General features: G+C 66.8%; 25 protein-coding genes. 12 read left to right on the plus strand and 13 right to left on the minus strand.

What is annotated here, in order from left to right:
* Positions 1-5 precede the first annotated feature (5 nt).
* On the minus strand, positions 6-1,199 hold the full coding sequence (locus ABDB87_RS03245; protein ID WP_345924064.1) for an efflux RND transporter periplasmic adaptor subunit: 1,194 nt from the start codon (positions 1,197-1,199) through the stop codon (positions 6-8).
* Between the two features lie 126 nt (positions 1,200-1,325).
* Here ABDB87_RS03245 and ABDB87_RS03250 point away from each other — a divergent pair, with 126 nt between their 5' ends.
* Positions 1,326-2,735 (plus strand): ATP-binding protein, encoded by a 1,410-nt coding sequence (locus ABDB87_RS03250; protein ID WP_345924066.1) that lies wholly within the window; start codon positions 1,326-1,328, stop codon positions 2,733-2,735.
* A complete protein-coding gene (locus ABDB87_RS03255) occupies positions 2,732-3,433 on the plus strand; it encodes a response regulator (protein WP_345924068.1) in 702 nt (233 codons plus the stop codon). The genes ABDB87_RS03250 and ABDB87_RS03255 overlap by 4 nt, the downstream gene beginning before the upstream one ends.
* A gap of 3 nt (positions 3,434-3,436) precedes the next feature.
* Here ABDB87_RS03255 and ABDB87_RS03260 read toward each other — a convergent pair whose 3' ends face one another.
* From ABDB87_RS03260 to ubiA, 3 genes are read right to left on the minus strand one after another with little or no spacing between them, the layout of a single operon-like run.
* A complete protein-coding gene (locus tag ABDB87_RS03260) occupies positions 3,437-3,859 on the minus strand; it encodes a DUF4870 family protein (RefSeq protein ID WP_345924070.1) in 423 nt (140 codons plus the stop codon).
* A 10-nt stretch (positions 3,860-3,869) separates the two neighbouring features.
* Positions 3,870-5,363 (minus strand): 4-hydroxy-3-polyprenylbenzoate decarboxylase, encoded by a 1,494-nt coding sequence (gene ubiD, locus ABDB87_RS03265; protein WP_345924072.1) that lies wholly within the window; start codon positions 5,361-5,363, stop codon positions 3,870-3,872.
* Positions 5,364-5,397: 34 nt separating this feature from the next.
* Entirely contained in the window at positions 5,398-6,264 is an 867-nt protein-coding gene (ubiA, locus tag ABDB87_RS03270) for a 4-hydroxybenzoate octaprenyltransferase (RefSeq protein ID WP_345924074.1), read from the minus strand.
* Between the two features lie 127 nt (positions 6,265-6,391).
* On the opposite strand from ubiA, the gene ABDB87_RS03275 reads away from it, so the two are divergent.
* Positions 6,392-7,222 (plus strand): HDOD domain-containing protein, encoded by an 831-nt coding sequence (locus ABDB87_RS03275; protein ID WP_345924076.1) that lies wholly within the window; start codon positions 6,392-6,394, stop codon positions 7,220-7,222.
* Here the strand turns inward: ABDB87_RS03275 and ABDB87_RS03280 are convergent.
* From ABDB87_RS03280 to ABDB87_RS03295, 4 genes are all read right to left on the minus strand, one after another.
* Positions 7,213-8,562: a tetratricopeptide repeat protein gene (locus ABDB87_RS03280; RefSeq protein WP_345924078.1), complete on the minus strand. Its 1,350-nt coding sequence runs from the start codon at positions 8,560-8,562 to the stop codon at positions 7,213-7,215. The two genes, ABDB87_RS03275 and ABDB87_RS03280, sit on opposite strands and share 10 nt — an antisense overlap.
* 157 nt (positions 8,563-8,719) lie before the next feature.
* Positions 8,720-10,768: an ATP-dependent DNA helicase RecG gene (gene recG / locus ABDB87_RS03285; protein ID WP_345924080.1), complete on the minus strand. Its 2,049-nt coding sequence runs from the start codon at positions 10,766-10,768 to the stop codon at positions 8,720-8,722.
* Between the two features lie 4 nt (positions 10,769-10,772).
* A complete protein-coding gene (locus ABDB87_RS03290; protein WP_345924082.1) occupies positions 10,773-11,153 on the minus strand; it encodes a RidA family protein in 381 nt (126 codons plus the stop codon).
* Between the two features lie 112 nt (positions 11,154-11,265).
* Entirely contained in the window at positions 11,266-11,937 is a 672-nt protein-coding gene (locus ABDB87_RS03295) for a MarC family protein (protein WP_345924084.1), read from the minus strand.
* A 188-nt stretch (positions 11,938-12,125) separates the two neighbouring features.
* Here ABDB87_RS03295 and purT point away from each other — a divergent pair, with 188 nt between their 5' ends.
* From purT to ABDB87_RS03310, 3 genes are read left to right on the plus strand one after another with little or no spacing between them, the layout of a single operon-like run.
* Positions 12,126-13,325 (plus strand): formate-dependent phosphoribosylglycinamide formyltransferase, encoded by a 1,200-nt coding sequence (purT, locus tag ABDB87_RS03300; RefSeq protein WP_345924086.1) that lies wholly within the window; start codon positions 12,126-12,128, stop codon positions 13,323-13,325.
* The gene (locus tag ABDB87_RS03305) at positions 13,325-13,828 is read left to right on the plus strand and encodes a GNAT family N-acetyltransferase (RefSeq protein WP_345924088.1); all 504 of its coding nucleotides are present in this window, start codon (positions 13,325-13,327) and stop codon (positions 13,826-13,828) included. Before purT ends, ABDB87_RS03305 begins: the two co-directional genes overlap by 1 nt.
* Before the next feature lie 18 nt (positions 13,829-13,846).
* Positions 13,847-14,539 carry a DUF4197 domain-containing protein gene (locus tag ABDB87_RS03310; RefSeq protein ID WP_345924090.1) on the plus strand — a complete coding sequence of 231 codons (693 nt, stop codon included), beginning with the start codon at positions 13,847-13,849 and terminating at the stop codon, positions 14,537-14,539.
* Here the strand turns inward: ABDB87_RS03310 and ABDB87_RS03315 are convergent.
* Both ABDB87_RS03315 and ABDB87_RS03320 read right to left on the minus strand, forming a co-directional pair.
* The gene (locus ABDB87_RS03315; RefSeq protein ID WP_345924092.1) at positions 14,520-16,202 is read right to left on the minus strand and encodes a tetratricopeptide repeat protein; all 1,683 of its coding nucleotides are present in this window, start codon (positions 16,200-16,202) and stop codon (positions 14,520-14,522) included. The two genes, ABDB87_RS03310 and ABDB87_RS03315, sit on opposite strands and share 20 nt — an antisense overlap.
* A gap of 9 nt (positions 16,203-16,211) precedes the next feature.
* A complete protein-coding gene (locus ABDB87_RS03320; RefSeq protein WP_345924094.1) occupies positions 16,212-17,147 on the minus strand; it encodes an AEC family transporter in 936 nt (311 codons plus the stop codon).
* 248 nt (positions 17,148-17,395) lie between these two features.
* Between ABDB87_RS03320 and ABDB87_RS03325 the strand changes: the two genes are divergently transcribed.
* Positions 17,396-17,827: a COG4315 family predicted lipoprotein gene (locus tag ABDB87_RS03325; protein ID WP_345924096.1), complete on the plus strand. Its 432-nt coding sequence runs from the start codon at positions 17,396-17,398 to the stop codon at positions 17,825-17,827.
* 88 nt (positions 17,828-17,915) lie between these two features.
* On the opposite strand, the gene ABDB87_RS03330 is transcribed toward ABDB87_RS03325, so the two are convergent.
* Entirely contained in the window at positions 17,916-18,194 is a 279-nt protein-coding gene (locus tag ABDB87_RS03330; RefSeq protein ID WP_345924098.1) for a cupin domain-containing protein, read from the minus strand.
* A 109-nt stretch (positions 18,195-18,303) separates the two neighbouring features.
* On the opposite strand from ABDB87_RS03330, the gene zwf reads away from it, so the two are divergent.
* The 5 genes from zwf (at position 18,304) to ABDB87_RS03355 (ending at position 23,054) form a co-directional block, all read left to right on the plus strand.
* Positions 18,304-19,782: a glucose-6-phosphate dehydrogenase gene (gene zwf / locus ABDB87_RS03335; protein WP_345924100.1), complete on the plus strand. Its 1,479-nt coding sequence runs from the start codon at positions 18,304-18,306 to the stop codon at positions 19,780-19,782.
* A 97-nt stretch (positions 19,783-19,879) separates the two neighbouring features.
* Positions 19,880-20,302 carry a DUF4395 family protein gene (locus tag ABDB87_RS03340; RefSeq protein WP_345924102.1) on the plus strand — a complete coding sequence of 141 codons (423 nt, stop codon included), beginning with the start codon at positions 19,880-19,882 and terminating at the stop codon, positions 20,300-20,302.
* Between the two features lie 85 nt (positions 20,303-20,387).
* Positions 20,388-21,470, plus strand: a complete 1,083-nt coding sequence (locus tag ABDB87_RS03345; protein WP_345924104.1) for an ATP-binding protein — start codon at positions 20,388-20,390, stop codon at positions 21,468-21,470.
* A 1-nt stretch (position 21,471) separates the two neighbouring features.
* Entirely contained in the window at positions 21,472-22,572 is a 1,101-nt protein-coding gene (locus tag ABDB87_RS03350) for a DUF748 domain-containing protein (RefSeq protein ID WP_345924106.1), read from the plus strand.
* 152 nt (positions 22,573-22,724) lie between these two features.
* The gene (locus ABDB87_RS03355) at positions 22,725-23,054 is read left to right on the plus strand and encodes a hypothetical protein (RefSeq protein WP_345924107.1); all 330 of its coding nucleotides are present in this window, start codon (positions 22,725-22,727) and stop codon (positions 23,052-23,054) included.
* An 8-nt stretch (positions 23,055-23,062) separates the two neighbouring features.
* Here the strand turns inward: ABDB87_RS03355 and ybaK are convergent, their stop codons facing one another.
* Positions 23,063-23,545: a Cys-tRNA(Pro) deacylase gene (gene ybaK, locus ABDB87_RS03360; RefSeq protein WP_345924108.1), complete on the minus strand. Its 483-nt coding sequence runs from the start codon at positions 23,543-23,545 to the stop codon at positions 23,063-23,065.
* A 69-nt stretch (positions 23,546-23,614) separates the two neighbouring features.
* Positions 23,615-23,962 carry an FKBP-type peptidyl-prolyl cis-trans isomerase gene (locus ABDB87_RS03365; protein WP_345924682.1) on the minus strand — a complete coding sequence of 116 codons (348 nt, stop codon included), beginning with the start codon at positions 23,960-23,962 and terminating at the stop codon, positions 23,615-23,617.
* Between the last annotated feature and the right edge of the window lie 12 nt (positions 23,963-23,974).

Here is a 23,974-nt window from a genome sequence, read left to right on the forward strand (position 1 = left end):
GCTCCTCAGAGGCCGGCGCTGGCGGCCGCGGAGGGGGCGGCGGCCGATGACGCGGCACTGGCATGTGCCGGTACCGGCGTAACCACATCGCCCAGCGTGGCCTTCTTCAGGCCTTCGACGACGACCCTGTCTCCCGCCTTGAGCCCGGCGGTGACCAGCCACTGGTTGCCGATCGCACGGCCCAGCACCAGCTTGCGCTCGGCAAGCCGGCCATCCTCGCCGACCACAGTGGTGATCGCGTCCCCCGAGGGGCGGCGCGTCACGCTTTCCTGCGGCACCAGGATCGCGTCCTGCAGCGTGCCTTCCTGGATGCGCGCACGCACATACATGCCGGGCAGCAGCACGCCGTCCGGGTTCGGCACTTCCGCACGCAGCGTGACCATGCCGGAGCTCTCGTCCACTGCCACACCGTCGAACTGCAGATGCCCCTGGCGAGCGTAGACGCTGTCATCTTCCAGCACCAGCTGCACCGGCACCGCCTCGCCCCGCTTGCGCTGGCTGGCGGCCTTGAGTTCCTGGCGCAGACGCAGCAGCTCGGTGCTGGACTGCTTCACGTCCACGATCAGCGGATCGAGCTGGCGCACGGTGGTCAGCGCGGTGGTCTGGCTCGCGGTAAGCAATGCCCCCGGCATAACGGCGGACACATCGACGCGGCCGGCAATCGGCGAGGTGATACGGGTGTGCTCCAGATTGATGCGGGCGGTTTCGAGCTCGGCCTTCGCCACTTCAAGTGCGGCGAGGTCCTGGTCCGCGGTGGCACGGCTGTCGTCCGCCGTCTGCTGGCTCACCGCGTCGATCCTGGCGAGGTTCCCGTTCCGTTTGGCGGTGATCTCGGCGGCCTTCCAGGTCGCTTCAGCCTTCTCGACCGAGGCTTTGGCGCTGCGGAAGGCGGCCTCATAGGTCGAGGGGTCGATCTGGTAGAGCACCTGTCCGGCCTTCACCAGGCTGCCCTCGGCAAAGAGCTGCTTCTGCAGGATACCGCCGACCTGCGGACGGATTTCCGCCACGCCGCGGGTCGCTACGCGGCCGGCCAGCTCGACGGTCAGCGGCACGGCGGCAGGTGCCACCACCAGCACGCCGACCTGGGGCTTGTCGCCCTCCTGGCGGCCGGCGGGCTTGTCGGCACCGCAGGCGGCCAGCACACAGCAGGCCAGCAGGCCGGGAAGGAAACGGGGGAGGGAGAGACCTGTCATGTTCATGTCCGTGCAATCCTGGGATCAGGGGATGAGCGCAGGTTGCGGCACGAATGTGGAGGAAAATTGAAGTTTCATGCCGCAGGGGCGCAACGGCTTGCCATCACGGGGACCTGCGTATTCAATGCCGGCATGAAAAGATTTTTCCGCCTCTCGCTCTCGACCCGCCTCTTCCTGGCCGTGCTCGCCGTGGCCGCGGCAGCGGTGATCGCAGCGGGTATCGCCTCGCATCGCAGCTTTCAGCACGGCTTTCTCGGCTACCTCAACCAGCTGGCCATCGATCGCATGGAGTCCGCCATGCCCCGCCTCACCGCGGCTTACGCCCGGCACGGCAGCTGGGACTTCCTGCGCGAGGAGCCGCGGCAATGGATCGACATCATGGTGCGCGGCGACGAAGACCGGCAGCGCGGCAGGCCGCCGGTCTCCGATCTCACCGGCGCCTTTCTGCGCGTGACCCTGCTCGACACCAATCACGCATTTGTCATGGGCTATCACGGCGATTCCGAATCGCGCATCGAACGCGCGGTGCGGGTGAACGACCGTGTGGTGGGCTGGCTCTCGCTGACCCCCTTCCAGACCGTGAGCGAAGCGGGCGCCGTGCGCTTCGAGCAGGCCCAGCTGCGCGCGCGCTGGACGATCTTTTCCGCCGCCATCGTGCTGGCGGCCGCGATTGCCTGGTGGGTTTCGCTCGCGGTGCTGGGCCCGGTCCGCTCGGTGGCGCGCGCGACCCATGAGCTGGCCGGCGGCGACTACACCCGGCGTGTACCCGAGCTCGGCGACGACGAAGTCGGCCGCCTCTCGCGCGACTTCAATCACCTTGCGGCCACGCTGGAGCGCAATGAGGCCATGCGGCGCGGCTTCATGGCCGATGTGGCGCATGAGCTGCGCACGCCGCTGGGCGTGCTGCATGGCGAACTCGAGGCGGTGGAAGACGGCATCCGGCCGCTGGACCTGAACACCGTAAAGACCCTGCAGGGCGAGGTACGACAGCTCAACAAGCTCGTCAGCGACCTCTATGACCTCGCGCTCACCGATGTGGGCGCCCTCGCCTACCGCAAGGAAAACATCGACCTCACAGGCCTGGTGGCAGAGGCCTGCGCGGGATTTTCGCCGCGCCTCGCGGCCCAGGGACTGACGCTGGAAACAGCGCTGCCCGACGCTCCGCTGCAGGCTTTCGCCGACCCCTCACGCATCCGCCAGCTGCTGGCCAACCTGCTCGAGAACGCCTGCCGCTACACCGACGCCGGCGGGCAGGTCCGGGTGAGCCTCGCGGCGGTGACCGACTCGACGCGGCGCAGCGCACTGCAGCTGTGCTGCGAAGACTCTGCCCCCGGTGTGCCGCCCGATCATCTGACGCGCCTCTTCGATCGCTTCCACCGGGTGGAGGCCTCACGCAACCGCGCTTCGGGCGGCGCCGGGCTGGGCCTCTCGATCTGCCGCAACATCGTCCAGGCACATGACGGCAGCATTGAAGCCGCAGCTTCACCACTGGGCGGGCTCGCCATCACGATCCGCCTGCCGGCCGAGGGCAAGCGCGCATGAACGACATCCAGCCGGCAGACGTGCTGATCGTCGAGGACGAACCCCGCATGGCCGCGCTGCTGGTCGACTACCTGCGCGCCGAAGGTCATCGCCCGCGTCATGTCGCCGACGGCGCCCTTGCACTCGAGGCCGTGCGCGAAGCCGAGCCCGACCTGATCCTGCTCGACATCATGCTGCCGGGGCTTGACGGCCTCTCGGTCTGCCGCGAGCTGCGCCGCTTTTCCGCCGTGCCGGTGATCATGCTGACGGCGCTGGCCGAGGAGGCCGACCGTCTCGCCGGGCTCGACGGCGGTGCGGACGACTACATCGCCAAAGCCCCCTTCAGCCCGCGCGAAATCATGGCCCGCGTGCGCGCCCGCCTGCGCCGCGTGCAGGGTCTGTATGACACGCGCAAACCCGCCGGTCTGCAGATCGACGACACGGCCTGGCGTGCCACCTGGAACGGCCAGGCACTGGATCTCACCCCGGTCGAATTCCGCCTGCTGCGCACCTTCGCCGCAGCGCCGGGACGCGTGTTCTCGCGCGAGCAACTGCTCGACCAGCTGCATGACGACCATCGCATCGTGACCGACCGCGCGGTCGACACGCATGTGAAGAACCTGCGCCGCAAACTAGCGCTGACGGCGGGTGCCGATCCGATCCACTCTGTCTACGGCGTGGGCTACCGCTTCGAGTGGCCGGACGAATCCGGCGCCTGATGCTCAGCGGACCGGCTTGCCTTCCTGCAGCGCCAGCCAGCCCTTGACGATGCGATACACCGCCCAGAGACCGGTCAGGCCGAAAACCAGCCAGTTGATCAGGAAGCCTACCAGCAGCAGGTAGAGCACGAGGCCGATCAGCATCACCACCACGCAGCGCCAGAAGGTATCGGCCTGCCAGGCCAGATGGCTCTCGAGGATCGTGCCCTTGAGCTCGTCACGCTTCACATAGTTGATGATGATCGCAATAATCGAAGTCCAGCCGAAGGCAAAGGCGCCGATCATCGTGACCGCCTGCGACCAGGCCCCGATCACCAGCCCGATTGCGTGCAGCAGATAGAGCAGATGCAGCAAGCGCGTCTGCGAGGGCGAAGCCATGACGTAGGCATTCTCGCCGATCATGTCGAGCGTATTCCTGTCGTTCATTTTCGTCCTCTCAGAGACCCAGGCTTTGCCACAGCCCATCCACCCGCTGCTTCACCGCCTCGTCCATCACGATCGGCCGGCCCCATTCGCGCTGCGTTTCGCCCGGCCACTTGTTGGTCGCGTCCAGCCCCATCTTGCTGCCGAGGCCTGCCACCGGCGAGGCGAAGTCGAGATAATCGATCGGGGTGTTGTCGACCAGGGTCGTGTCGCGCGTGGCGTCCATGCGCGTGGTGATCGCCCAGATCACTTCCTGCCAGGAGCGCACGTCCACATCCTCATCCACCACGATGATGAACTTGGTGTACATGAACTGCCGCAGGAAGCTCCAGATGCCGAACATTACGCGCTTGGCATGCCCCGGATAGGCCTTCCTGATGCTCACCACCGCCATGCGGTAGGAGCAGCCCTCGGGCGGCAGGTAGAAGTCGGTGATCTCCGGGTATTGCTTCTGCAACAGCGGCACGAACACTTCGTTCAGCGCCACGCCCAGCATCGCCGGCTCGTCCGGCGGCTTGCCGGTGTAGGTGCTGTGGTAGATCGGGTCGCGGCGCATCGTGATGCGCTCGATCGTGAAAACGGGAAATTCCGAGACTTCGTTGTAGTAGCCAGTGTGGTCGCCATACGGGCCTTCCGGCGCGAGATCATCCGGATGGATCACGCCTTCGAGCACGATTTCGGCATTCGCCGGCACCTGCAGATCATTGCCGACGCACTGCGCGAGCTCGGTGCGGCTGCCGCGCAGGAGGCCGGCGAACTGGTATTCGGAGAGGGAGTCCGGCACGGGCGTGACCGCGCCGAGAATGGTCGCCGGGTCACAGCCCAGCACCACGCTCACCGGGAAAGGCTTGCCCGGGTTCGCCAACTGGAAGTCGCGCAAGTCGAGTGCGCCGCCGCGATGCGCGAGCCAGCGCATGATCACGCGATTTTTGCCGATCACCTGCTGGCGGTAGATACCGAGATTCTGGCGGGATTTGTGCGGGCCCCGCGTCACCACCAGGCCCCAGGTAATCAGCGGCGCCACGTCGCCCGGCCAGCAGTGCTGGATCGGCAGCTTCGCCAGATCGACTGCGTCGCCCTCCCACACCACTTCCTGACAGGCCGGACGGCTCACGGTTTTCGGCGCCATGTTCAGCACCTGCTTCAGGACCGGCCATTTCTCCCAGGCGTCGCGCAGGCCCTTCGGCGGCTCCGGCTCCTTGAGGAAGGACAGCAGCTTGCCGACTTCGCGCAGCGGGGTCTGCCAGTCGCGCGCGGCGTCCGCTTCAATGCCCATGCCCATCGCCACCCGCGCCGGCGTGCCGAAGAGGTTGGCCAGCACCGGCATCGCTTGCGGCACGCCCTGCGTGGTCGGCTTTTCGAACAGCAGCGCCGGGCCGCCGGCGCGCAGCACGCGGTCGGCGATCTCGGTCATTTCCAGATGCGTATCCACCGGCACGCGGATGCGCTTGAGTTCGCCGATGGCTTCGAGGCGCGCGATGAAGTCGCGCAGATCCTTGTATTGCATGTCGTCGGTCCCTCGCCCGTCAGGCGGGAAAGTGTCAGGGATTGAGCAGATAATCGGCCAGCAGGCCGGCAAAGATCGCGGCGCCCAGCCAGTTGTTGTTCAGGAAGGCCTTGAAACAGGGGCCTGCCTCGCGGCGACGGATCATGAAAAGATGGCTCACCGCCATCGCGGCGGCGAGGGCAAGTCCGCAGGCATACGGCAGGCCGCGCCCGGCCTGCAGCCCCAGCCAGGCCATCATGCCGAGAAAGGCGGCGTAGCAGACCGCCACCGCCAGGATATCGAAACGGCCGAAGGTGATGGCCGAGGTGCGGATGCCGATCTTCAGGTCGTCCGGCCGGTCCACCATCGCGTATTCGGTGTCATAAGCCACCGCCCAGAACACATTGGCCAGCAGCAGCCACCAGGCCTGCGCCGGCACTTCGCCCTGCACCGCGGCAAAGCCCATCGGGATGCCGAAACCGAAAGCCACCCCCAGATAAGCCTGCGGAATCGCGAAGAAGCGTTTGAAGAAGGGATAGCTCGCAGCCACCAGCAAGGCCGGCACCGACAGCCAGATCACCAGCCGCTCGAGTGGCAGGATCAGCAGGAAGGCCAGCAGGGCGAGCCCGGCCGCCAGCCCGAGCGCCTCTTTCGGCGAAACCAGGCCGGTCACCAGCGGGCGGTTTTTCGTGCGGGCAACATGACCGTCGAAATCCCGGTCGGCCCAGTCATTGATCACGCAACCGGCCGAGCGCATCAGCACCGTACCCAGCACGAAAATCGCCACGACCCACGGATTTGGCCGGCCTTCGGCAGCCAGCCACAGCCCCCACAGCGTGGGCCACAACAGGAGCAGGATGCCGATCGGCTTGTCGAGCCGCATCAGCTTTTCCCAGGCATCCAGACGCTCGATCAGACGCATGCCGCTTCCTCATATCCAGAATCCCGCGATGATAGCCCCGGGGAAACACCTAGGGGCAGTCAAGCGTGGCAAATGCCGGCCGTGAACACCGGGACGCCCCCAACGACAACCTGAGCGGAGAATCCCCATGACCCCCATCGAGCGCCTGTTCGAACGCCTTCCCGAGCTGCCCACCATTCCGGCCATCGTGCAGGAGCTGATTGCTTCGCTGGGCCGTGACGATGTGGATCTGGCCAGCCTGATCGCCAAGGTCAGGGAAGACCAGTCGCTCTCCGCGCGCGTGCTGCGCCTGGCCAACTCGCCCTACTACGCCGGCCGCAAGTCGGTCGGCAGCATCGAGGACGCTGTTGCGATGATCGGCCTCAACGCCCTGCGCGCCATCGTGATCGCATCCGGCGTCGCCGGCGCGATCAGCAAGGTGGAAGGCATCAGCCTGCCGGACTTCTGGAAACACTCCCAGCTCACCGCCCGACTCGCCAGTTCGCTGGGGAAACTCGCCGGCCTGAACAAGGAATTCGCCTATGCAGCCGGCCTGCTCCACCGCATCGGGCAACTGCTGATCCAGATCGTGGTGCCGGAAATCGGCAACAAGGTTCTGGCCGAATGCCGCAATCTCTCGGTCGGCGAACTCGCCGCGCTGGAGCGCCTGCACCTGACTTTCGACCACAGCCAGGTCAGCGCCGAGCTCGCCCGCAAATGGTTCTTCCCGGAAGAGATCGTCGGCGCGCTGGCGTTCTACACCCGGCCCGAGCAGGAAGGCGCCACGCCCTATGCCGGCATCGTGAATCTCGCAGCCTCGATCGCCTTCGGCATCGAGAAGGGGCAACCGGACGAGGTCATCCTCTCCCACATCAACCACCGTGTGGTGACCCAGCTCGGTCTGGAAGAGGTCGACTGGCCGGAAGAACTCGCGAAGATGCGGGAAGCCGCCGGCGCGGGCGAAACGCTCTACGCCTGAAAGTGCGCCCGGAGCGCCGCGGCCACGCGCTCGAGAAGCGCTGACTTCGGCTCTCCGGTCTGCTGCCGGAAGAGGCGCAGCGACGGATACCACGGGCTGTCGTCGCGATCGAGCAGCCAGCGCCAGTCCGGCCGGGGCGGCAGCATCAGCCAGGCTGGCAGGCCCTGCCCGGCCGCCAGATGCAGCACGGCCGTATCCACACCGATCACCAGATCCAGCGAGGCAAGCAGCGCTGCCGTGTCGGCAAAGCTGCCGAGCGACTCACCGCGGAAGAAATCCGCCGGCAGGCGGGCCAGCGCACCGGCGTCATGTGGCCGCAGATCCTTCTGCAGGCACACGAAAGCCGCGCCCGGTGGCGGCGCCTGCAGCAGCGGCAGCAAGGCCTCCAGCGGCCAGGAACGGCGGGCATCGTCCTGATGCACGATGCTGCCGCTCCAGACGATGCCGACCCGCTTGGGGCCCGCGGGCAGGGTTTGCGCGAAGGCCGCCACACGGGCCGGATCAACCGGCAGGCGCATGGGCGCCGGAATCGTGTCGAGACGGGTCGCGAAGGCCCGCGGCAGACTCATCAGGGGGCACTGGAAGTCATGCGGCGGCAAGGGCTCACCGCGCGCGAACACCTGCGACACGCCCTCGACGCCGGAGAGCAGGTCCGCGAGCGTGCGCTGGCACTGCAGCAAGACCCGCGCACCTCGCGCCGCCAGCAAAGGCAGGTAGCGGGCGAACTGGAGCGTGTCGCCATAACCCTGCTCCGCCCAGGCCAGCACGGTACGGCCCGCCAGCGCCTGGCTGCCATCCCAGCACGGCGCCTCACTGCCGAAGCGCTCGCCCCGCCCGCCGCTCGCCCAGCCATGTTCATAGCCCGCCCAGCCTTCATCAAGGCGGCCCAGCTGCAGCTGCAGCAGGGCCGCGTTCCACGGCGCATCGTGATCTGCCGGATCGAGTCTGGCCGCCGTCTGCATCGAGGCCAGCGCCGCCTCGACAGCGCCAAGGTCGGCGAGCGCGTTGCCGAGGTTGTAATGCAGGGCCGCCTCCTCCGGGTGCAGCGCAAGCGCCTCGCGATAGGCGTTCACCGCGCCTGCCGCATCCCCTGCGGCGCGGCGTGCCCGCCCCAGATTGAAGAGCAGCGCGCCATCACGCGGACGGGCCGCGGTGGCTTGAGTCAGAAGGCGCGCCGCCTCGCCGGGCTCGCCCTGCTCCAGTCTGAGCAGGCCATACAGGGCCAGCGCGTCCGCCTGCCCCGGTGCAAGCTTCAGGATCGTATCGAGCAAGGGCGCGGCGGTGGCGGCATCACCTCGCTGAAAAGCCTGGAAAGCTTGCTGGAACAGAACGGGAATCATCTTGGCGACAGAAGGACGGCGACAGCCCGATATTGTGAGGGCTGCGGCCGGGGGGCGAAAGCGCCGCGCTACCGCAGCGCCGCAGGAAGCAGAACCGCAGCGTGCGATGTCTTGCACAAGACATCAGACAGCATGCGTCAGACCGGGCACTGCGATGTCAGGCCTTGAGCAGTTCGGAGCGCCCGCCGTACCAGCGCGCGATCAACGCATCCGCCGCCTCGGGGTGTTGCGACTGCAGCGTTTCAGCCGCCTGCTTCGCGAGTTCGATGAGATCCACATCGGTTTCCAGATCGGCGTAACGCAGCAGCGGCACGCCACTCTGGCGCGCGCCGACGAATTCGCCAGGGCCGCGCAGCTGCAGGTCGCGCCGCGCGATCTCGAAGCCGTCGGTCGTCTCGAAAATCGCCTTCAGGCGCTCGCGCCCGGTGGGTGACAGCGGCTGGGCATACACCAGCACGCAGGTGGAGGCCGCCGCACCGCGCCCGACACGGCCGCGCAGCTGGTGCAGCTGCGCCAGACCGAAGCGCTCGGCATGCTCGATCACCATCAGGCTGGCGTTCGGCACATCCACGCCGACCTCGATCACGGTAGTCGCCACCAGCACCTGGGTCTCGTTGCGCAGGAAAGCCTCCATCACTGCCGCTTTCTCGGCGGGCTTCAAACGCCCATGCACCAGCCCGACCTTCAGTTCGGCGAGCTCGGCAGAAAGCACCTCGAAGGTCTCGACCGCCGTCTGCAACTGCAGGGTTTCGGACTCCTCGATCAGCGGGCAGACCCAGTAGGCCTGGCGCCCTTCGCGGCAGGCGTCGCGCACCCGCTCGATCACTTCCTCGCGGCGCGAATCCGCGACGAGTTTGGTCACGATCGGCGTGCGCCCTGGCGGCAATTCGTCCAGCACGCTCACATCCAGATCGGCCATGTAGCTCATGGCCAGCGTCCGCGGGATCGGTGTGGCACTCATCATCAGCATGTGCGGCAAGCGCCCGGCGACCTTCTCGCGCAGCGCGAGGCGCTGACGCACGCCGAAGCGATGCTGCTCGTCGACCACTGCCAGGCCGAGGTTTTCCAGCCCCACCGTGTCCTCGATCAGCGCATGGGTGCCGACGGCCAGCAAGGCGGAGCCGTCCGCGATCATTGAAAGCATCGCCGCGCGCTCCTTCTTCTTCTGCGAGCCGGAGAGCCAGGCCACGCCGATGCCGAGCGGTTCGAGCCAGCCGGCCAGCTTGCGATAATGCTGCTCGGCGAGGATCTCGGTCGGCGCCATCAGGGCGGCCTGCATGCCGTTCTCGGCGGCCTGCAGCATGGCCAGCGCGGCCACGATGGTCTTGCCGCTGCCCACATCGCCCTGCAGCAGGCGCTGCATGGGATACGCCTGGCTCAGGTCGCGTGCAATCTCGTCCACCGCACGGGCCTGCGCGCCGGTCAGTGCAAAAGGGAGCGCTGCCAAGAGCTGTGCGGTGAGCCGCCCTTGCGGCGGCAGACGGGTCGCGGCATGCGCGCGGCGCTCGATCCAGGCACGACGCAGCTGGATCTGCTGGGTCAGCAACTCGTCAAACTTCACCCGCCGCCAGGCCGGGTGGCTGCGCGACTCCAGCGCGCTCTGGCTGGCCTCGGGCGGAGGCTGGTGCAGGAAGCGCAGACTGCGCTCCCAGCCCGCCAGCTTCAGGTTCTTGCGCAAGACCTCGGGCAGGAAGTCCGCAAGGCTGGCGCGCTGGAAGGCGCGCAACACCAGCTTGCGCAGCGCGGCCTGGGCCAGCCCGGCGGTGGCTGGATACACCGGGGTGAGCGATTGCGGCAGGGCTTCGCCCTCCTTCACCGCCAGCACCCGGGGGTGGATCATTTCCTCGCCCCAGAAACCGCTGCGCACTTCGCCGAAGGCGCGCACACGGCGCCCCGGCTCCAGCAGCTTCTGCATCGCCGGATAGAAATTCAGGAAGCGCAGGTAGATCACGCCACTGTCGTCGCGCAGCTTTGCCACCAGCTGCCGGCGCGGCTTGAAGGTGATCTCCGAATGCTCGACCTCGGCCTCGATCTGCGCGGGCAAGCCGGGGGCGGCTTCGCGGATGCTGACCACACGCGTCTCGTCCTCGTAGCGCATCGGCAGATGCAGCAGCATGTCGGCGTCATTGTAGATGCCGAGCTTGTGCAGTCTGTCGGTGAGGGCAGACTGCGACTTTGCGGAGGATTTCGGAGCGCCGGCCTTCAAGCGTTCAGTCGAGGAACAGGATGGCGTCGATCTCGACTTCGGCGCCTCGCGGCAGGGCAGCGACACCCAGCGTGGCGCGGGCCGGGAAGGGAGCGCGGAAATACTGCTGCATGAGCTCGTTGACCTGGCCGAACTTGCCGAGGTCGGTCAGGTAGATATTGAGTTTGACCACATTGACGAGCGAGCCACCCGAAGCTTCGGCCACTGCCTTGAGATTCTCGAAAACGCGCTTGGCCTGGGCATCGAAACCGCTCACCATCTCGCCACTGGCAGGATCGAGCCCGATCTGACCGGAGAGATAGACGGTCTTGCCGGCGCGGATGGCCTGGGAATACGGGCCGATGGCGGCGGGTGCGGAAGCGGTGCTGATCACTTTTGCGGTCATGAGAGAACTCCGGCGGTCGTTGGGAAGGGGCGGCGCAGAGTCTAGCGCGCGCACGCCAGCCGGGCTATCCCGCCGGGCACTGCGCCTTCGGGTAAGTCGGCCGCCGGGCGCTTCAGTGAGCAATCGCCTGATTGAGATCGACCCAGCCCGCCCAGACCATCTCGATGCCGATGCAGAGCAGGATGAAAGCCGACAGGCGGGCCACCACCATCACGCCGATGTCGCCGAGCTTCTTCTGCAGGCGGACGGCATAGCGGTAGCAGAGGAAGACGATCGCGGCAGTGAGGGCGGCACCGATCGCGGCCACGATGACCCCCATGACATAGTGCGAAGGCGAATGCGGAAAGCGGGTCCCCAGCGCGATGGAGGTGGCAATCGAACCGGGGCCGGAGGTGAGCGGAAAGCTCATCGGGAAGAAGGCGCGTTTGGCGATCTCCTGCGCCGAGAGTTCCGAGGTGTCGCTCTCCACCGCGGAGCGGATCTCGTCTTCGCCGGTACTGTGGAGCATGCGCCAGCCCGTCGCCGCGACCAGCAGACCGCCGCCAACGCGCACGATGGGCAGCGAAATGCCGAAGAGATCCAGCACATAGCTGCCGATCAGCATCGCCGTCATCAGGATGAACCAGACATTGATGGCAACCTGCCGCGCCATCGGGGCGGCCAGCCGCTCGCTGCCGCCGGTCATGCTGGCAAAAAGGGCTGCGCCACCGAGCGGATTGATGATGGGCAGGAGGGCAAGCGGCACGACCAGCGTGGCCTGAAGGAATTCGATGAGTGAGTTCATGGTGTGCGTTGGAATGTCCGGACGCGATGGGGTTCCCGGCGCCGGGCCGGAGAAGCATGCCACGGAAGTCGGCCAGCGGGCAGCCTGCCGCCCCGTGGTCGCGGGCCGGATGGTCGCAAGGTCACGCCAGCAAGCCCCTGCTTTCGTCCCGGGTTAAAATGCCTTTTTGCCCTCTCTCCGCCTTCACCATGCAAATCGGCACCCCGCTCTCCCCTTCCTCCACCCGCGTCATGCTGCTGGGCTCGGGAGAGCTCGGCAAGGAAGTGATCATCGCCCTGCAACGTTTCGGCTGCGAAGTGATCGCCGTCGACCGTTACCCGCACGCCCCCGGCCACCAGGTGGCCCACCGCTGGCATGCAATCGACATGACGGACGCCCGGGCGCTGCGCAGCCTGGTCGAGCAGGAGCGGCCGCATTTCATCGTGCCGGAGATCGAGGCGATCGCCACCGATGAACTGGCCCGCATCGAGGCGGACGGTCTCGCCGTCGTCGTGCCCACCGCGCGCGCCACCCAGCTCACGATGAATCGTGAGGGCATCCGCCGCCTGGCCGCCGAGGAACTCGGGCTCGCCACCTCGCCCTATGCCTTTGCCGACTCGCTCGACGAACTGGTCGCGGCCATCGCCGCCGTGGGCTATCCCTGCGTGATCAAGCCGGTCATGTCCTCCTCAGGCAAGGGGCAGTCGGTCATTCGCAGCGAGGCCGACATCGCCGCGGCCTGGGACTATGCCGCAACCGGTGGCCGGGTGAAGGGCGGACGGGTCATCGTCGAGGGCTTCATCGATTTCGAGTACGAGATCACGCTGCTGACCGTGCGCGCCAGCAACGCCGCCGGCGAGATCGAAACGGCGTTCTGCGCGCCGGTCGGCCACATCCAGGTGCGCGGCGACTATGTCGAGAGCTGGCAGCCGCAGGCGATGTCGGCGCTGGCCCTGTCGCGCAGCCGCGAGATTGCGGACAAGGTCACCACCGCGCTCGGCGGGCGCGGTCTCTTCGGCGTCGAGCTCTTCGTGCGCGGCGACGAGGTGTGGTTCTCCGAAGTCAGCCCCCGGCCGCATGACACCGGGCTGGTCACGCTCGCTTCGCAGCGCCTGTCGGAATTCGAGCTGCATGCGCGGGCCATTCTCGGCCTTCCGGTCGATACCAGCCTGCGCCGCCCTGCCGCCAGCGCGGTGATCTACGGCAACATGAATGCCACCGGCATCGCATTCGAGGACGTCGACCAGGCCCTGCAGGTGCCGGAATCCGACCTGCGCCTGTTCGGCAAGCCGGAAGCCTTCGAGCGGCGGCGGATGGGGGTGGCCGTGGCCAGTGCCGATGACACCGACACCGCCCGCGCCAGGGCTACGGCCTGCGCCGCGCGCGTCAAACCGGTCGCAGGGCGCTGATGCTGCAGATCGGCCCTGAGACTCCGGCTGACGAACAAGCCATCGAGGCACTGCTCAGGGCAGCCTTCGCCCACCATCCGCACAGCAACCAGACCGAGCACCTGCTGGTCGACACCCTGAGGGCGGCCGGTGCGCTGAGCCTCTCGCTGGTGGCCCGAGACGACGCCGGTCTGGCCGGCTATGCGGGATTTTCGCCGGTCACCGTGGACGGTGCTGACTGTGGCTGTCATGCGATGGCGCCACTGGCGGTGAGCCCGGATCGGCAGGGTCACGGCATCGGGCGCCAGCTTGTCGAAGCCGGGCTGGCCAGCCTCGCCTCGCGCGGCGCCCAGGCCTGCGTGGTGGTCGGTGATCCGGTCTGGTACCGCCAGTCCGGCTTCGTGCCGGCTCACGGCCTGCTGCTGGAAGGCATTCCGAAAGAATTCCTGCTCGTTCGCAGCCTCGACCAGACCCTGCCCACCGGGCGGCTGGGCTTTCACCCGGCCTTCGCCATCTGCGCCTGATTCATCACGGAGAACTCCATGTCACACCCCTTCCGCGCCCTCACCACCTTGCTGCTCTGCGGTCTGATGCCGCTGGCCCAGGCCGGTCTGCTCGATGCCCTCTCCGACAGGGACGCCGCCGGCGGCATGCGCGAAGCCCTCTCCCAGGGCGCCGAAATCGCGGTGAAATCCCTCGGCCGGCAGGATGGCTTCCTCGGCAATCCGGCGGTGCGCATCGAGCTGCCCGGCTCCCTGCAGAAGGCCGAAACCGCGCTGCGGATGATGGGTCAGGGCGAAGTGGTCGATGAGCTCAAGACCAACATGAACCGCGCGGCCGAACAGGCCGTACCGGAAGCCCGGGCCCTGCTGGTGTCGGCGGTCAAGCAGATGAGCGTGCAGGACGTCAAACAGGTGCTGGGCGGCGGCGAGGATGCGGCCACGCAATACTTCCGCGAAAAGACCACAGCCCAGCTGACCCAGCGCTTCCTGCCGGTGGTCAGCAAGGTGACCGGCCGCCTCGCCCTCGCTCAGCAGTACAACGCGCTGGCCGGCAAGGCCGCCAGCTTCGGTCTGCTCCGGGCGGAAGACGCCAGCGTGGAGCAATACGTGACGCGCAAGGCGCTCGACGGCCTCTTCCTGATGATTGCCGAGCAGGAGCGCGAAATTCGCCAGAACCCGGCTCAGGCAGCCGGTGCCCTGGCGAAGAAGGTTTTCAGCGCGCTGGGACGCTGAAGTCGCCGCGCGCGATCTGCAGCGCTTCGCGCACGCGTTCCACCACGCCAGACCAGTCGCCCGGCACCGACTGGCGGAACAGGCGCATCGACGGATACCAGGGCGAATCGCTGCGCTCCCGCAGCCAGCGCCATTCGGCCGCGTGCGGCAGCAGCAACCAGACCGGCTTGCCCAGGCTCGCCGCCAGATGCGCCACCGAGGTATCCACACTGATCACCAGATCGAGATTGGCGATCAGCGCGGCGGTATCGGCCAGATCCTCGAGCTGATCGGTGGCATCCAGCAGCGGATGGCGCAGCAGGCCGGGCCGGTCCTGCTCGCGGACCTCTTTCTGCAGTGACACGAAATCCGCCCGCAGCCCGAACAGCGGCGCGAGCGCCTGCAAGGGCATCGAGCGTGCCTGATCGTTGATGTGCCGCGGATTGCCCGACCAGACCAGACCGATACGCGGATGGCCGAGCATCGAGAGAAAGGCGTTCCAGTGCTCCCGGCGGCCGGCCTCGGGCTTGAGCCCGGCGGGCGGCGGCACCGAGTCGAGCGTGGTGCCGCACAGCAGCGGCAGGCTCATCATCGGCACATGCAGGTCATGGGCCGGTGCGGCCTCGTCCTTGGAAAATAGGCCTGCCACACCGGGGCAGCCCGCCAGCACCTGGATCAGGGCCGGCTCGACCCAGAGCAGCACGCGCGCGCCCATCCCGGCCAGGAAGGTCGCATAGCGGACGAACTGCAGCGTGTCGCCCAGCCCCTGCTCCGACACCAGCAGCAGCGTCTGCCCGGCCGCCACGCGCCGTCCGTCCCAGCGCGGGCTCGCCGGCCACTGCTGGCTGGCAGCTTCCGGCCGCTCGCGACGGCACTCGAAGGCGGGCAGGCCGCGCGCCAGGTCGCCACTCTGCAGCAGCGCCAGCGCACGGTTCCAGCGCAGGCGGTAGCCGGCCGGATCATCGCCGCAGAGCTCGGCCGCGCGCTCGAAAGCCTCCAGCGCACCGTCGGCGTCATTGCATTCGACACGGGCGTTGCCCAGCGCAAACCAGGTCTGCCAGAAGCCTGCGCCACAACGTGTGGCATGCAGGGCGGCCTCACGCGCCTCGGCCGGACGGCCCAGTTTCAGCAGCGCGTCCGCCCGCATCAGGGCGGCGGGCGCGAAGTCCGGTGCCAGCTCCAGCGCCCGGTTCGAATTGCCCAGCGCCCGGGCGTGTTCGCCCTGCTCGAACTGCATGGCCGCCAGCAGCTGAAAGTCGTCCGGCAAGGCTTCGCCCGCGGCACACAGGGCTTCGAGCACCGAACGGGCCTCGTCCCGGCGCTCCATCGCGAGAAGGCAGGTTACGCGGCGACGCTGGATGTCCTGCGTGGCGCCCAGCGCCAGCGCGCGATCGAGGCAACCCAGCGCGGCAGGCCAGTTGGCGGTTTCTTCGTGGCACATGGCCGCGTGATCCCAGCTCAGCAGGCTGCCCGGTTCGAGCCGGCACGCCTGCTCGGCATAAGGCAGGGCTTCGCGGAAGCGCCCCTGCGCCAGCAAGGCGCCGCAGAGGTTGGAAACAATGGAGACGCGATCGGGAGACAGCTCCAGCGCCCGGCGCAACAAGGCTTCCGCACGACGGAAGTCCCCGGCCTCGTGATAGACGAGGGACTCGAGAAAGAGGGCGCGGGCTTGGTCCAGATTCATGTGTGCGGTTCAGGAAATGAGCGTGAGAACGAGAGGGGTTACCGCCGCCGAGAATACCGTGGAAAGCACCATTGCCGCAGCAGTGGGCCCCTCGAACGCACGGAACTGGCGCGACATGAGGTAGACATTGACCCCCATCGCCATGGAGGACAGCAGCACCACGACCCGGGTTTCCATCGGCGGCAGGTGCAGCAGCAGGGCAATGCCCCAGACGACCAGCGGCAGGACAAGCAGCTTGAGGAAGCAGACCGTCAGGCTCTGCACCAGCCCCTCGCGGATGCGGAATTCGGCCAGGCCCATGCCGAGCACCAGCAGCGAGAGCGGCGTGGCGGCCTGGGCCAGCATCGAGACCGGCTCACTGACCAGATGCGGCAAGGGCAAGCCGGTCAAGCCGAACAGCGCCCCGGCCATGATCGCGAGGATCAGCGGATTGGTCAGCACGCCGCGGGCCGTTTTGGCAAAGCCACGCGCCGAGAGCTCGCCGTGCTGCGCCCATTCGATCGACACCATGACCAGCGTCCACAGGGTCAGCGAATTGAAGGCCAGCACCAGGGCGACCGAGGGAATCGCGCCCTCGCCAAGCGTGGCGCGCGCCAGGGGCAGGCCCAGCATCGCGTTGTTGGAGAAGATCGTGCCCAGCGCGAAGATCGAGCCGCTGACCCCGTCGAGCCGGAACAGGAGCCGGCCCGCCACCCTCGCCAGCAGAAAGACGACGAAGATGCCGCCGAAAAAGGCGATCAGCAGGCGGGCATCCACCGCAGGCAGGCGGGAGAAGTCGCTCAGCGTGAAAAACAGCATGGCGGGCAATGCGAGATTGAAGACCACCCGGGTCAGCCCTTCCGAGACGCCGGCAGGCCATCTCGCCCAGCGTGCGATCGCGAAGCCGGCGAAGATCAGGATGAACAATGGCGATGACGCGGCCAGGCGATCGATGAAAAGCGACATGTGCTGCTCGGTTCGGGGGGAAGGACGGATTCTAGTCGGGCCGCCCACTCTGCGTCCCGCGGGCTTGCGACGCCCTGCCGCAGATCAGGACCACAGCAGGAATCACGGCGGAAAGGGTCTGCTGCGGGTCTGTTGCAGGAAAGGTTTACGAAAGAAAAACGTTCGCGGGGTTCGCGGCAGAAAGCCTGAATAATCCGTCCGGACATCCTGACACGTCACCCGAATGACACGACACCCGGAGGAAATCCATGAAGCAGAAGCTCGCGCTCGCCGGGCCCGTCCTGACCATGATCCTGCTGAGCGCCTGTTCGACGACGCCGGACATCCCCACCGCCGCCCTGCCCGCGCTGGAGAAGGGTGATCATCTGGTCAGCCACACCGGCGACAAGCTGTTTGTCTACAAGAAGGATGCGGCCGGCCAGAGCCACTGCGTGCGCGACTGCCTCAAGGTTTTCCGGCCGATGTTCTCGACTCCGGATGACAAGGCGAGCGGCCACTTTGCAACCATCGACCGCCCGGATGGCATGAGCCAATGGACCTACAAGGGTGCCCCGCTCTACGTCTGCCCGGTGCCGACGGTCGCCAAGGACGCGCCCGCCAAGCTCGTCCAGGCCGCCGCCAGGAAAGCGGAAGCCTGTGCCAAGGCGGCCGGAGGTGACTGGGTCGCCGCCAGGCCCTGAACAATTTCCCCGCTGTCAGCAATGCAAGGCTGGCAACAAGCCCTGATGCCTGTCACCGCAAGGTGACGGGCATTTTTTTGTCCGGCACTCAGCCAACGCGGTAATGCTTGGACAGATCCCGGGTGATATGCCATTCGCAGTGCATCCCGGCAGGGAATGTGGCGAGGTCGCCCGCACGCAGCGTGACCGCCTCTCCTTCCCGCGGCGTCACCGTGACCTCGCCGGCGATCAGCAGGCAGGTTTCGCTGCTGTCGTAATACCAGGCAAAGCGCGAAGCTTCCTTGCTCCAGACCGGCCACGCCCTTGTGCCGAGTGCCTGCTTGCGGGCCTCGTCGATGCAGCGCTCAACCACGATCGGCTTGTCCATGAGCTGCTCCTTTCATTGGGCCGGCAAGCATAGCAAGCGCCGCCGGCACATCGCTGCGTCATTTTCGGCGCTACACTTTGTCCATTGCACACACTAAGGAGTTGGTTCAATGTCTCCGCGCACCATCCAGGTTTCTCCTTTCGATCTTGTCGTGTTCGGCGGTACCGGTGACCTGGCGGCGCGCAAGCTGCTGCCGGCGATGTATCAGCGGGATCGGGCGGGGCAGCTGCCGGAGGCGGGCCGGATCATCTGTGTGTCCCGCCGGGCGCAGACCCGTGAGGCCTATCACGGCTTCGTGCGGGACGCCCTGAGCTCTCATGTGAAATCCAGCGAACTGGAAGCCACCGTGCTCGAGCGCTTCGTCGCCCGCGTGCATTACTGCGCGGCCGACGCCACCGGCGACGGCGGCTGGGCCGAGCTCGCCGAGTTGCTGAACGCCGCGCGCGAGCATGTGCGCAGTTTCTACTTTGCCGTGTCGCCCGACCTCTTCGCGCCGCTGAGCGAGCAGATCGGCCGCTTCGGCCTGGTCACGCCGGAAAGCCGGGTCGTGCTTGAAAAACCGCTGGGCAAGAACGGCGAAGGCGCCCGCGCGGTGAACGAAGCGGTCGGCAAGGTGTTCAACGAATCCCAGATCTTCCGGATCGACCATTACCTCGGCAAGGAAACGGTGCAGAACCTCATGGCGCTGCGCTTTGCCAACCGCATGTTCGAACCGCTGTGGAACAGCACCCACATCGACCACATCCAGATCACCGTGGCCGAAGACCTCGGCGTAGGCGATCGCGGCGGCTACTACGACACCTCGGGCGCACTGCGCGACATGGTGCAAAACCACATCCTGCAACTGCTCTGCCTGACCGCGATGGAGCCGCCGGACGCTTTCGAAGCCGACGCGGTGCGCGATGAGAAGCTCAAGATCCTCAAGGCCCTCAAGCGCATCGACGAGCGCAATGCCGAAGCCGCCACGGTGCGCGGCCAGTACCGCAAGGGCTCGGTGGGCGGCCAGCCGACCAAGGGCTATCTGGAAGATCTCGGAGCGGAAGACAGCGATACCGAAACCTTCGTCGCGATCCGCGCCGAAATCGCCAACTGGCGCTGGGCGGGTGTGCCCTTCTACCTGCGTACCGGCAAGCGCCTGGCGGCCCGCACCTCTGAAATCGTGGTGAATTTCCGCCCGATTTCGCATTCGATCTTCGACCACACGGCCGGCCGCATCAGCCAGAACCGGCTGATCATCCGCCTCCAGCCCGACGAAGGCATGACCCTGGAAGTGATGATCAAGGATCCGGGCCCCGGCGGCATGCGTCTGCGCCGCATCCCGCTCGACATGAGCTTCGTCGAGACCTTCGGCGTCTCCAACCCGGACGCCTACGAGCGCCTGCTGATGGACGTGATCCGCGGCAACCAGACGCTCTTCATGCGCCTGGACGAAGTCACCGCGGCCTGGAACTGGATCGACCCGATCCTGAACGCCTGGAAAGGCAATGCCCAGCGCGTGCATCACTATCCCGCCGGCGCCTGGGGCCCGTCGGCGTCCATCGCCCTGATCGAGCGCGACGGCCGCACCTGGACCGAAGACATGGAGTGAGCCGGGCGCCGCCCCGATCAGCGTCTGCCGGAAGGACGTGATTGACTTAATAACTACATAGTTATATAAATCAATCATTCCTTTCCGGAGACCTGCCATGCTTCGCTTCGACTTGCCGCCCGTCCTTGCCAATGCCGCCCGTGCAGATGGCCTGCTGACCTTCCTCATCGCCGCCCTGGCACTCCTGAACGTGGTGTGGCTGGTGCCCCTGCTGATCGTACAGGGCTTCGTGCGCGGCTTCATCGGGCATCAGCGCTGCCCCTCGCATCGCCTGTTCGCGCTGCTGCTGCAGAAAGCAGGCTTCGCCGGGAAGAAGGAAAACGCCGGCGCAAAGATGTTCGCCAGCAAACTGCTCTTCATCGCCAGCAGCATGGCCAGCGTGCTGTATTTCGCCGGCAGCGGCATGTGGGTGGTGCCAGTGAGCGTGCTGCTGGTTTTCTCATTTCTGGAGTGGGCCTTCTCGTTCTGCGTGGCCTGCTGGGCCCGGACGGCCTGGTACCGGCTGCGCAGCCAGGGCTGAATCCGCCCTCCGGGCATTCAGGCTGGATTTCGCCCTTCTCCGTAATTATGATCAATCCACGTAATTGATCATAAAAGCGGAAAACATGGCGACGCCCGACTACTGGCACTACCCGCGCACCCAGCTGGCCGACTCGGTCCTGATGGCCTTTGACAGCGGCCTCTCCCATGCGCTGACGATGTTTGCCCCGCGACGCATGGGCAAGACCGAGTTTCTGCTCAAGGACATCGCGCCCCGCGCGGCTGAACATGGCTGGCGCGTGTTCTACCACTCCTTCATGACCGATGGCGACGAGGCCGGCGAGGTGTTCCGCCTCTCGCTCGGCGAGTTCGCCACCGGCAAGGTCCGCACCTGGCTCAAGCCGCTGACGGCCCGCGTCAGCGCAGAAGTACTGGGCGTGAAGGCCGAACTCGGCACGAAAGACACCACGCCGCCCCACTCGCTCACCGAAGTCGTCCAGGCGGTGGCGAGCGGTGGCCGCTGCCTGCTGCTGCTCGATGAAGCCCAGATCCTGACGCGCCAGGCCCGCAACGAAGAGCTGCTGGGCGGCCTGCGCACCGGGCTGGACATCAACAAGGACACGCTCAAGGTCCTCTTCACTGGCTCTTCCCGCGAGGGCTTGCGGCGGATGTTCTCCGAAGCGCGGGCGCCCTTCTTCCATTTCGGCACCAACATCGAGCTGCCGACACTCGACCGCGGCTTCTGCACCCATCTGGCAGAAGCCTTTCACCGCTCGACCGGGCGCCGGCTCGATGAATGGAAACTCTGGGCAGAATTCGAATCCATGGGATGCGTGCCCGGCCGCCTGCGTGCCGTGGTCGAAGCCATGGTGCTCAACGCCGAACTGGGCCTTGAGCAGGCGGTGGCGCTCAAGCTGCACGACCTGCATGACGAAGCCCAGTACGCACGGATCGTGAAGGCGCTGCCGGTGCTCGACCGCCAGGTGCTGCTGGCCGTGCTGGAAGCCGCAGCGCTGTTTGCCGAAGACACCCGGACACGCATCGGCGCCCGCCTCGGCAGCCGCCCCCCGACAACCACCGCCGTGCAGTCGGCCACAGAACGGCTGCTGCGCGACGAAATCATCACCCGTCGCGAACGCGGCCAGTACGAAATCTCCGACCCCGGTTTCGCACAATGGCTGCAATCACTGAGTCAAACCGAACCCTGACATGCTCTCCCGCCTCATCCACAACACGCCCCTCCGCTACACCCTCATCGCCCTTGCCGGCTGCGCGCTGCTGGTGGGTCTCTACTTCGGCGCCCTCCACCTCGCCCGTGCAAAACTGGTCTCCGCGCTGGGCGAAACGGGCACGGTGGGCGAAATCCGCGCCACCCTGACCGGCATCGAGATCGACCAGCTGCACATCCGCGCCAGTCAGCGCGGCTGGCCCGGCCAGGACGAGCTCTCGGCGCGGCGCGTACTGATCCGCCCGGACCTGCGCATGCTTTTCGCCGGCGAAATCATCCTCAGCAGCATCCGCATCGAAGACGCCTCGCTCACCGTGCTGCGCACGCGTCAGGGCATGCAGATCCTGCCCGCCCTGCTCGGCTCGAAAAAGACCGCAAACAGCGCCAGCCAGAGCGGCCCGCGGAACACCGCGGACGAAAGCGGCATCGCCGTGCGCATCGGGCGAATCGAGCTGGTCGACAGCCGGATCGATTTCCATGACACCACGCTGGCACGGCCGCAACGCATTCCGCTCGACGAACTGGCGCTCACGCTGGACGACCTGAACCTGCCCGCGATGAAGAACCGCACGCCGCTCAGCCTGCAGGCGCGCGTGGCCGGGCGCGGCAAGCTCGCCATCAAGGGCTGGCTGGTCCCGGCAGACCTCGAATCCGATCTGTCGCTGACACTCGATGAGGTGCCGCTGAAGCTGGTCGAGCCCTATCTCTTCAAGCAGCAGATCGGCGAAGTAAAGGCGGGCCGGCTGGCCCTGAAACTCGATGCCCGCGTCGAGAAGCGCCGGCTGAAGGCGCCGGGGCACATGCGCCTGAGCAATGTGGAGCTGGGCGGGCTGGCCGGGCTGACCCGCGAGGCCACCGCAGCCTTCGCCCGCTCGCGCGGCGTCGATGCCGACACCAGCCGCCCGGTCGACATGGATTTCACCCTGCAGGGTAACCTGGATGACGGCAGTTTCTCGCTCAATGACGCGATCTACCGCCAGGCCGGCGTCGCCGCGCTGAAGCTGGTCGGCATCGGCAGCACCGATGACAAGGGCAAGTCGGGCAGCAGCCTCGGCGACCGGATCAAGGGCTTCTTCAACTGACGCGCCCTGCCGGAGGTCGGCCTAGATGTGCCTCACATGCCCCCCTGCCTTGCCGCCCGACGTCGCCTGAACTCCAATCACGGCGGGGCATGGTCCCCGCATGCGGGCGCGCAGGTGAAGGGCGCCCCGGACGCAAGGCAACAGGGGAGATCATGAAGAACTTTTTCAGGACGCTGTTCGGCATCCGCACGAAACGTCAGCCACTGCCGATCACGCCGCCGCCGAAAGTCGGCGCCAGCATCGTACGCAACGGCTATCGCATCAAGGTCACTCAGCCCTGCCGTTCCGACTTGTGGGACTGGCTGCTGCTCTCGGGATGGCGCGCCATTCCGGTCCGCCATGACCGGCGCGCCAGCATCGTGCTGCCGGAAGAAACGATTCCGCAGCTCAATGTGGCCAGCACCGAAGACCGCCAGCGCCTGCTCGAAACCCTGGTCAGCAGCGCCCGCAAGAGCGCGGGGCGCGAACGCGTGCGGCACTGAGCCCGCGCTCAGGCCATCGCGTCCACCAGCTCCGGCTTCAGGATGGCCTGCACCACGGCCGGCGCAATGCCGACCAGATAGCCGCGCTTGCCGCCGTTGATATAGATCTTCGGCAGCTCGAGGATGCTCTGCTGCATGTAGACCGGCATCGCGCGTTTGGTGCCGAAGGGGCTGGTGCCGCCCACCATGTAACCCGAATGGCGATTGGCCACATCCGGCACACAGGGATGAATCTGCTTCACGCCGAGATGGCGGGCGAGATTCTTGGTGGAGACCTCGCGATCACCGTGCATCAGCACGATCATCGGATGCTTTGCATCGTCTTCCATGATCAGCGTCTTGATCACGCAATGCTCGTCGACGCCGAGTTCGCGCGCGCTGACGGCCGTGCCGCCCTTTTCCTCGTAGTCATAGAGGTGGTCGGTAAATTCGGCCTTGTGCTGCCGCAGCACACGGATGGCTGCGGTGACGGGGGTTTTGCTGTCTTTCATGGTTCTGCCGCCGCCTGCGCGGCCCTGTTCGGCAGAGGGGCGAGCCTCGGCCCGCCCCGCTCTGCATGCTTACTGGATTGCCAGCAGCTCGACTTCAAACACCAGCGTGGCATTCGGCGGAATCACGCCGCCGGCGCCACGTGCGCCATAGCCCAGCTCCGGCGGGATGATCAGCTTGCGCGTGCCACCCACCTTCATGCCGGCCACGCCTTCATCCCAGCCCGCAATCACGCGACGCCCGCCCAGCGGGAAGCTGAAGGGATCGCCGCGATCCTTGCTCGAATCGAACTTCTCACCGCTGGTGAGCCAGCCGGTGTAATGCACGGACACGTATTGACCGGCCTTGGCTTCGGCGCCGGTGCCGAGCACGCTATCGTCATAGACGAGCCCGCTGGAAGTGGTGATCGGGTTCTGCATGCTCATGTCCAG

Source organism: Uliginosibacterium paludis (genome assembly GCF_039631355.1).
In the GTDB taxonomy this organism is placed as follows: domain Bacteria; phylum Pseudomonadota; class Gammaproteobacteria; order Burkholderiales; family Rhodocyclaceae; genus Uliginosibacterium; species Uliginosibacterium paludis.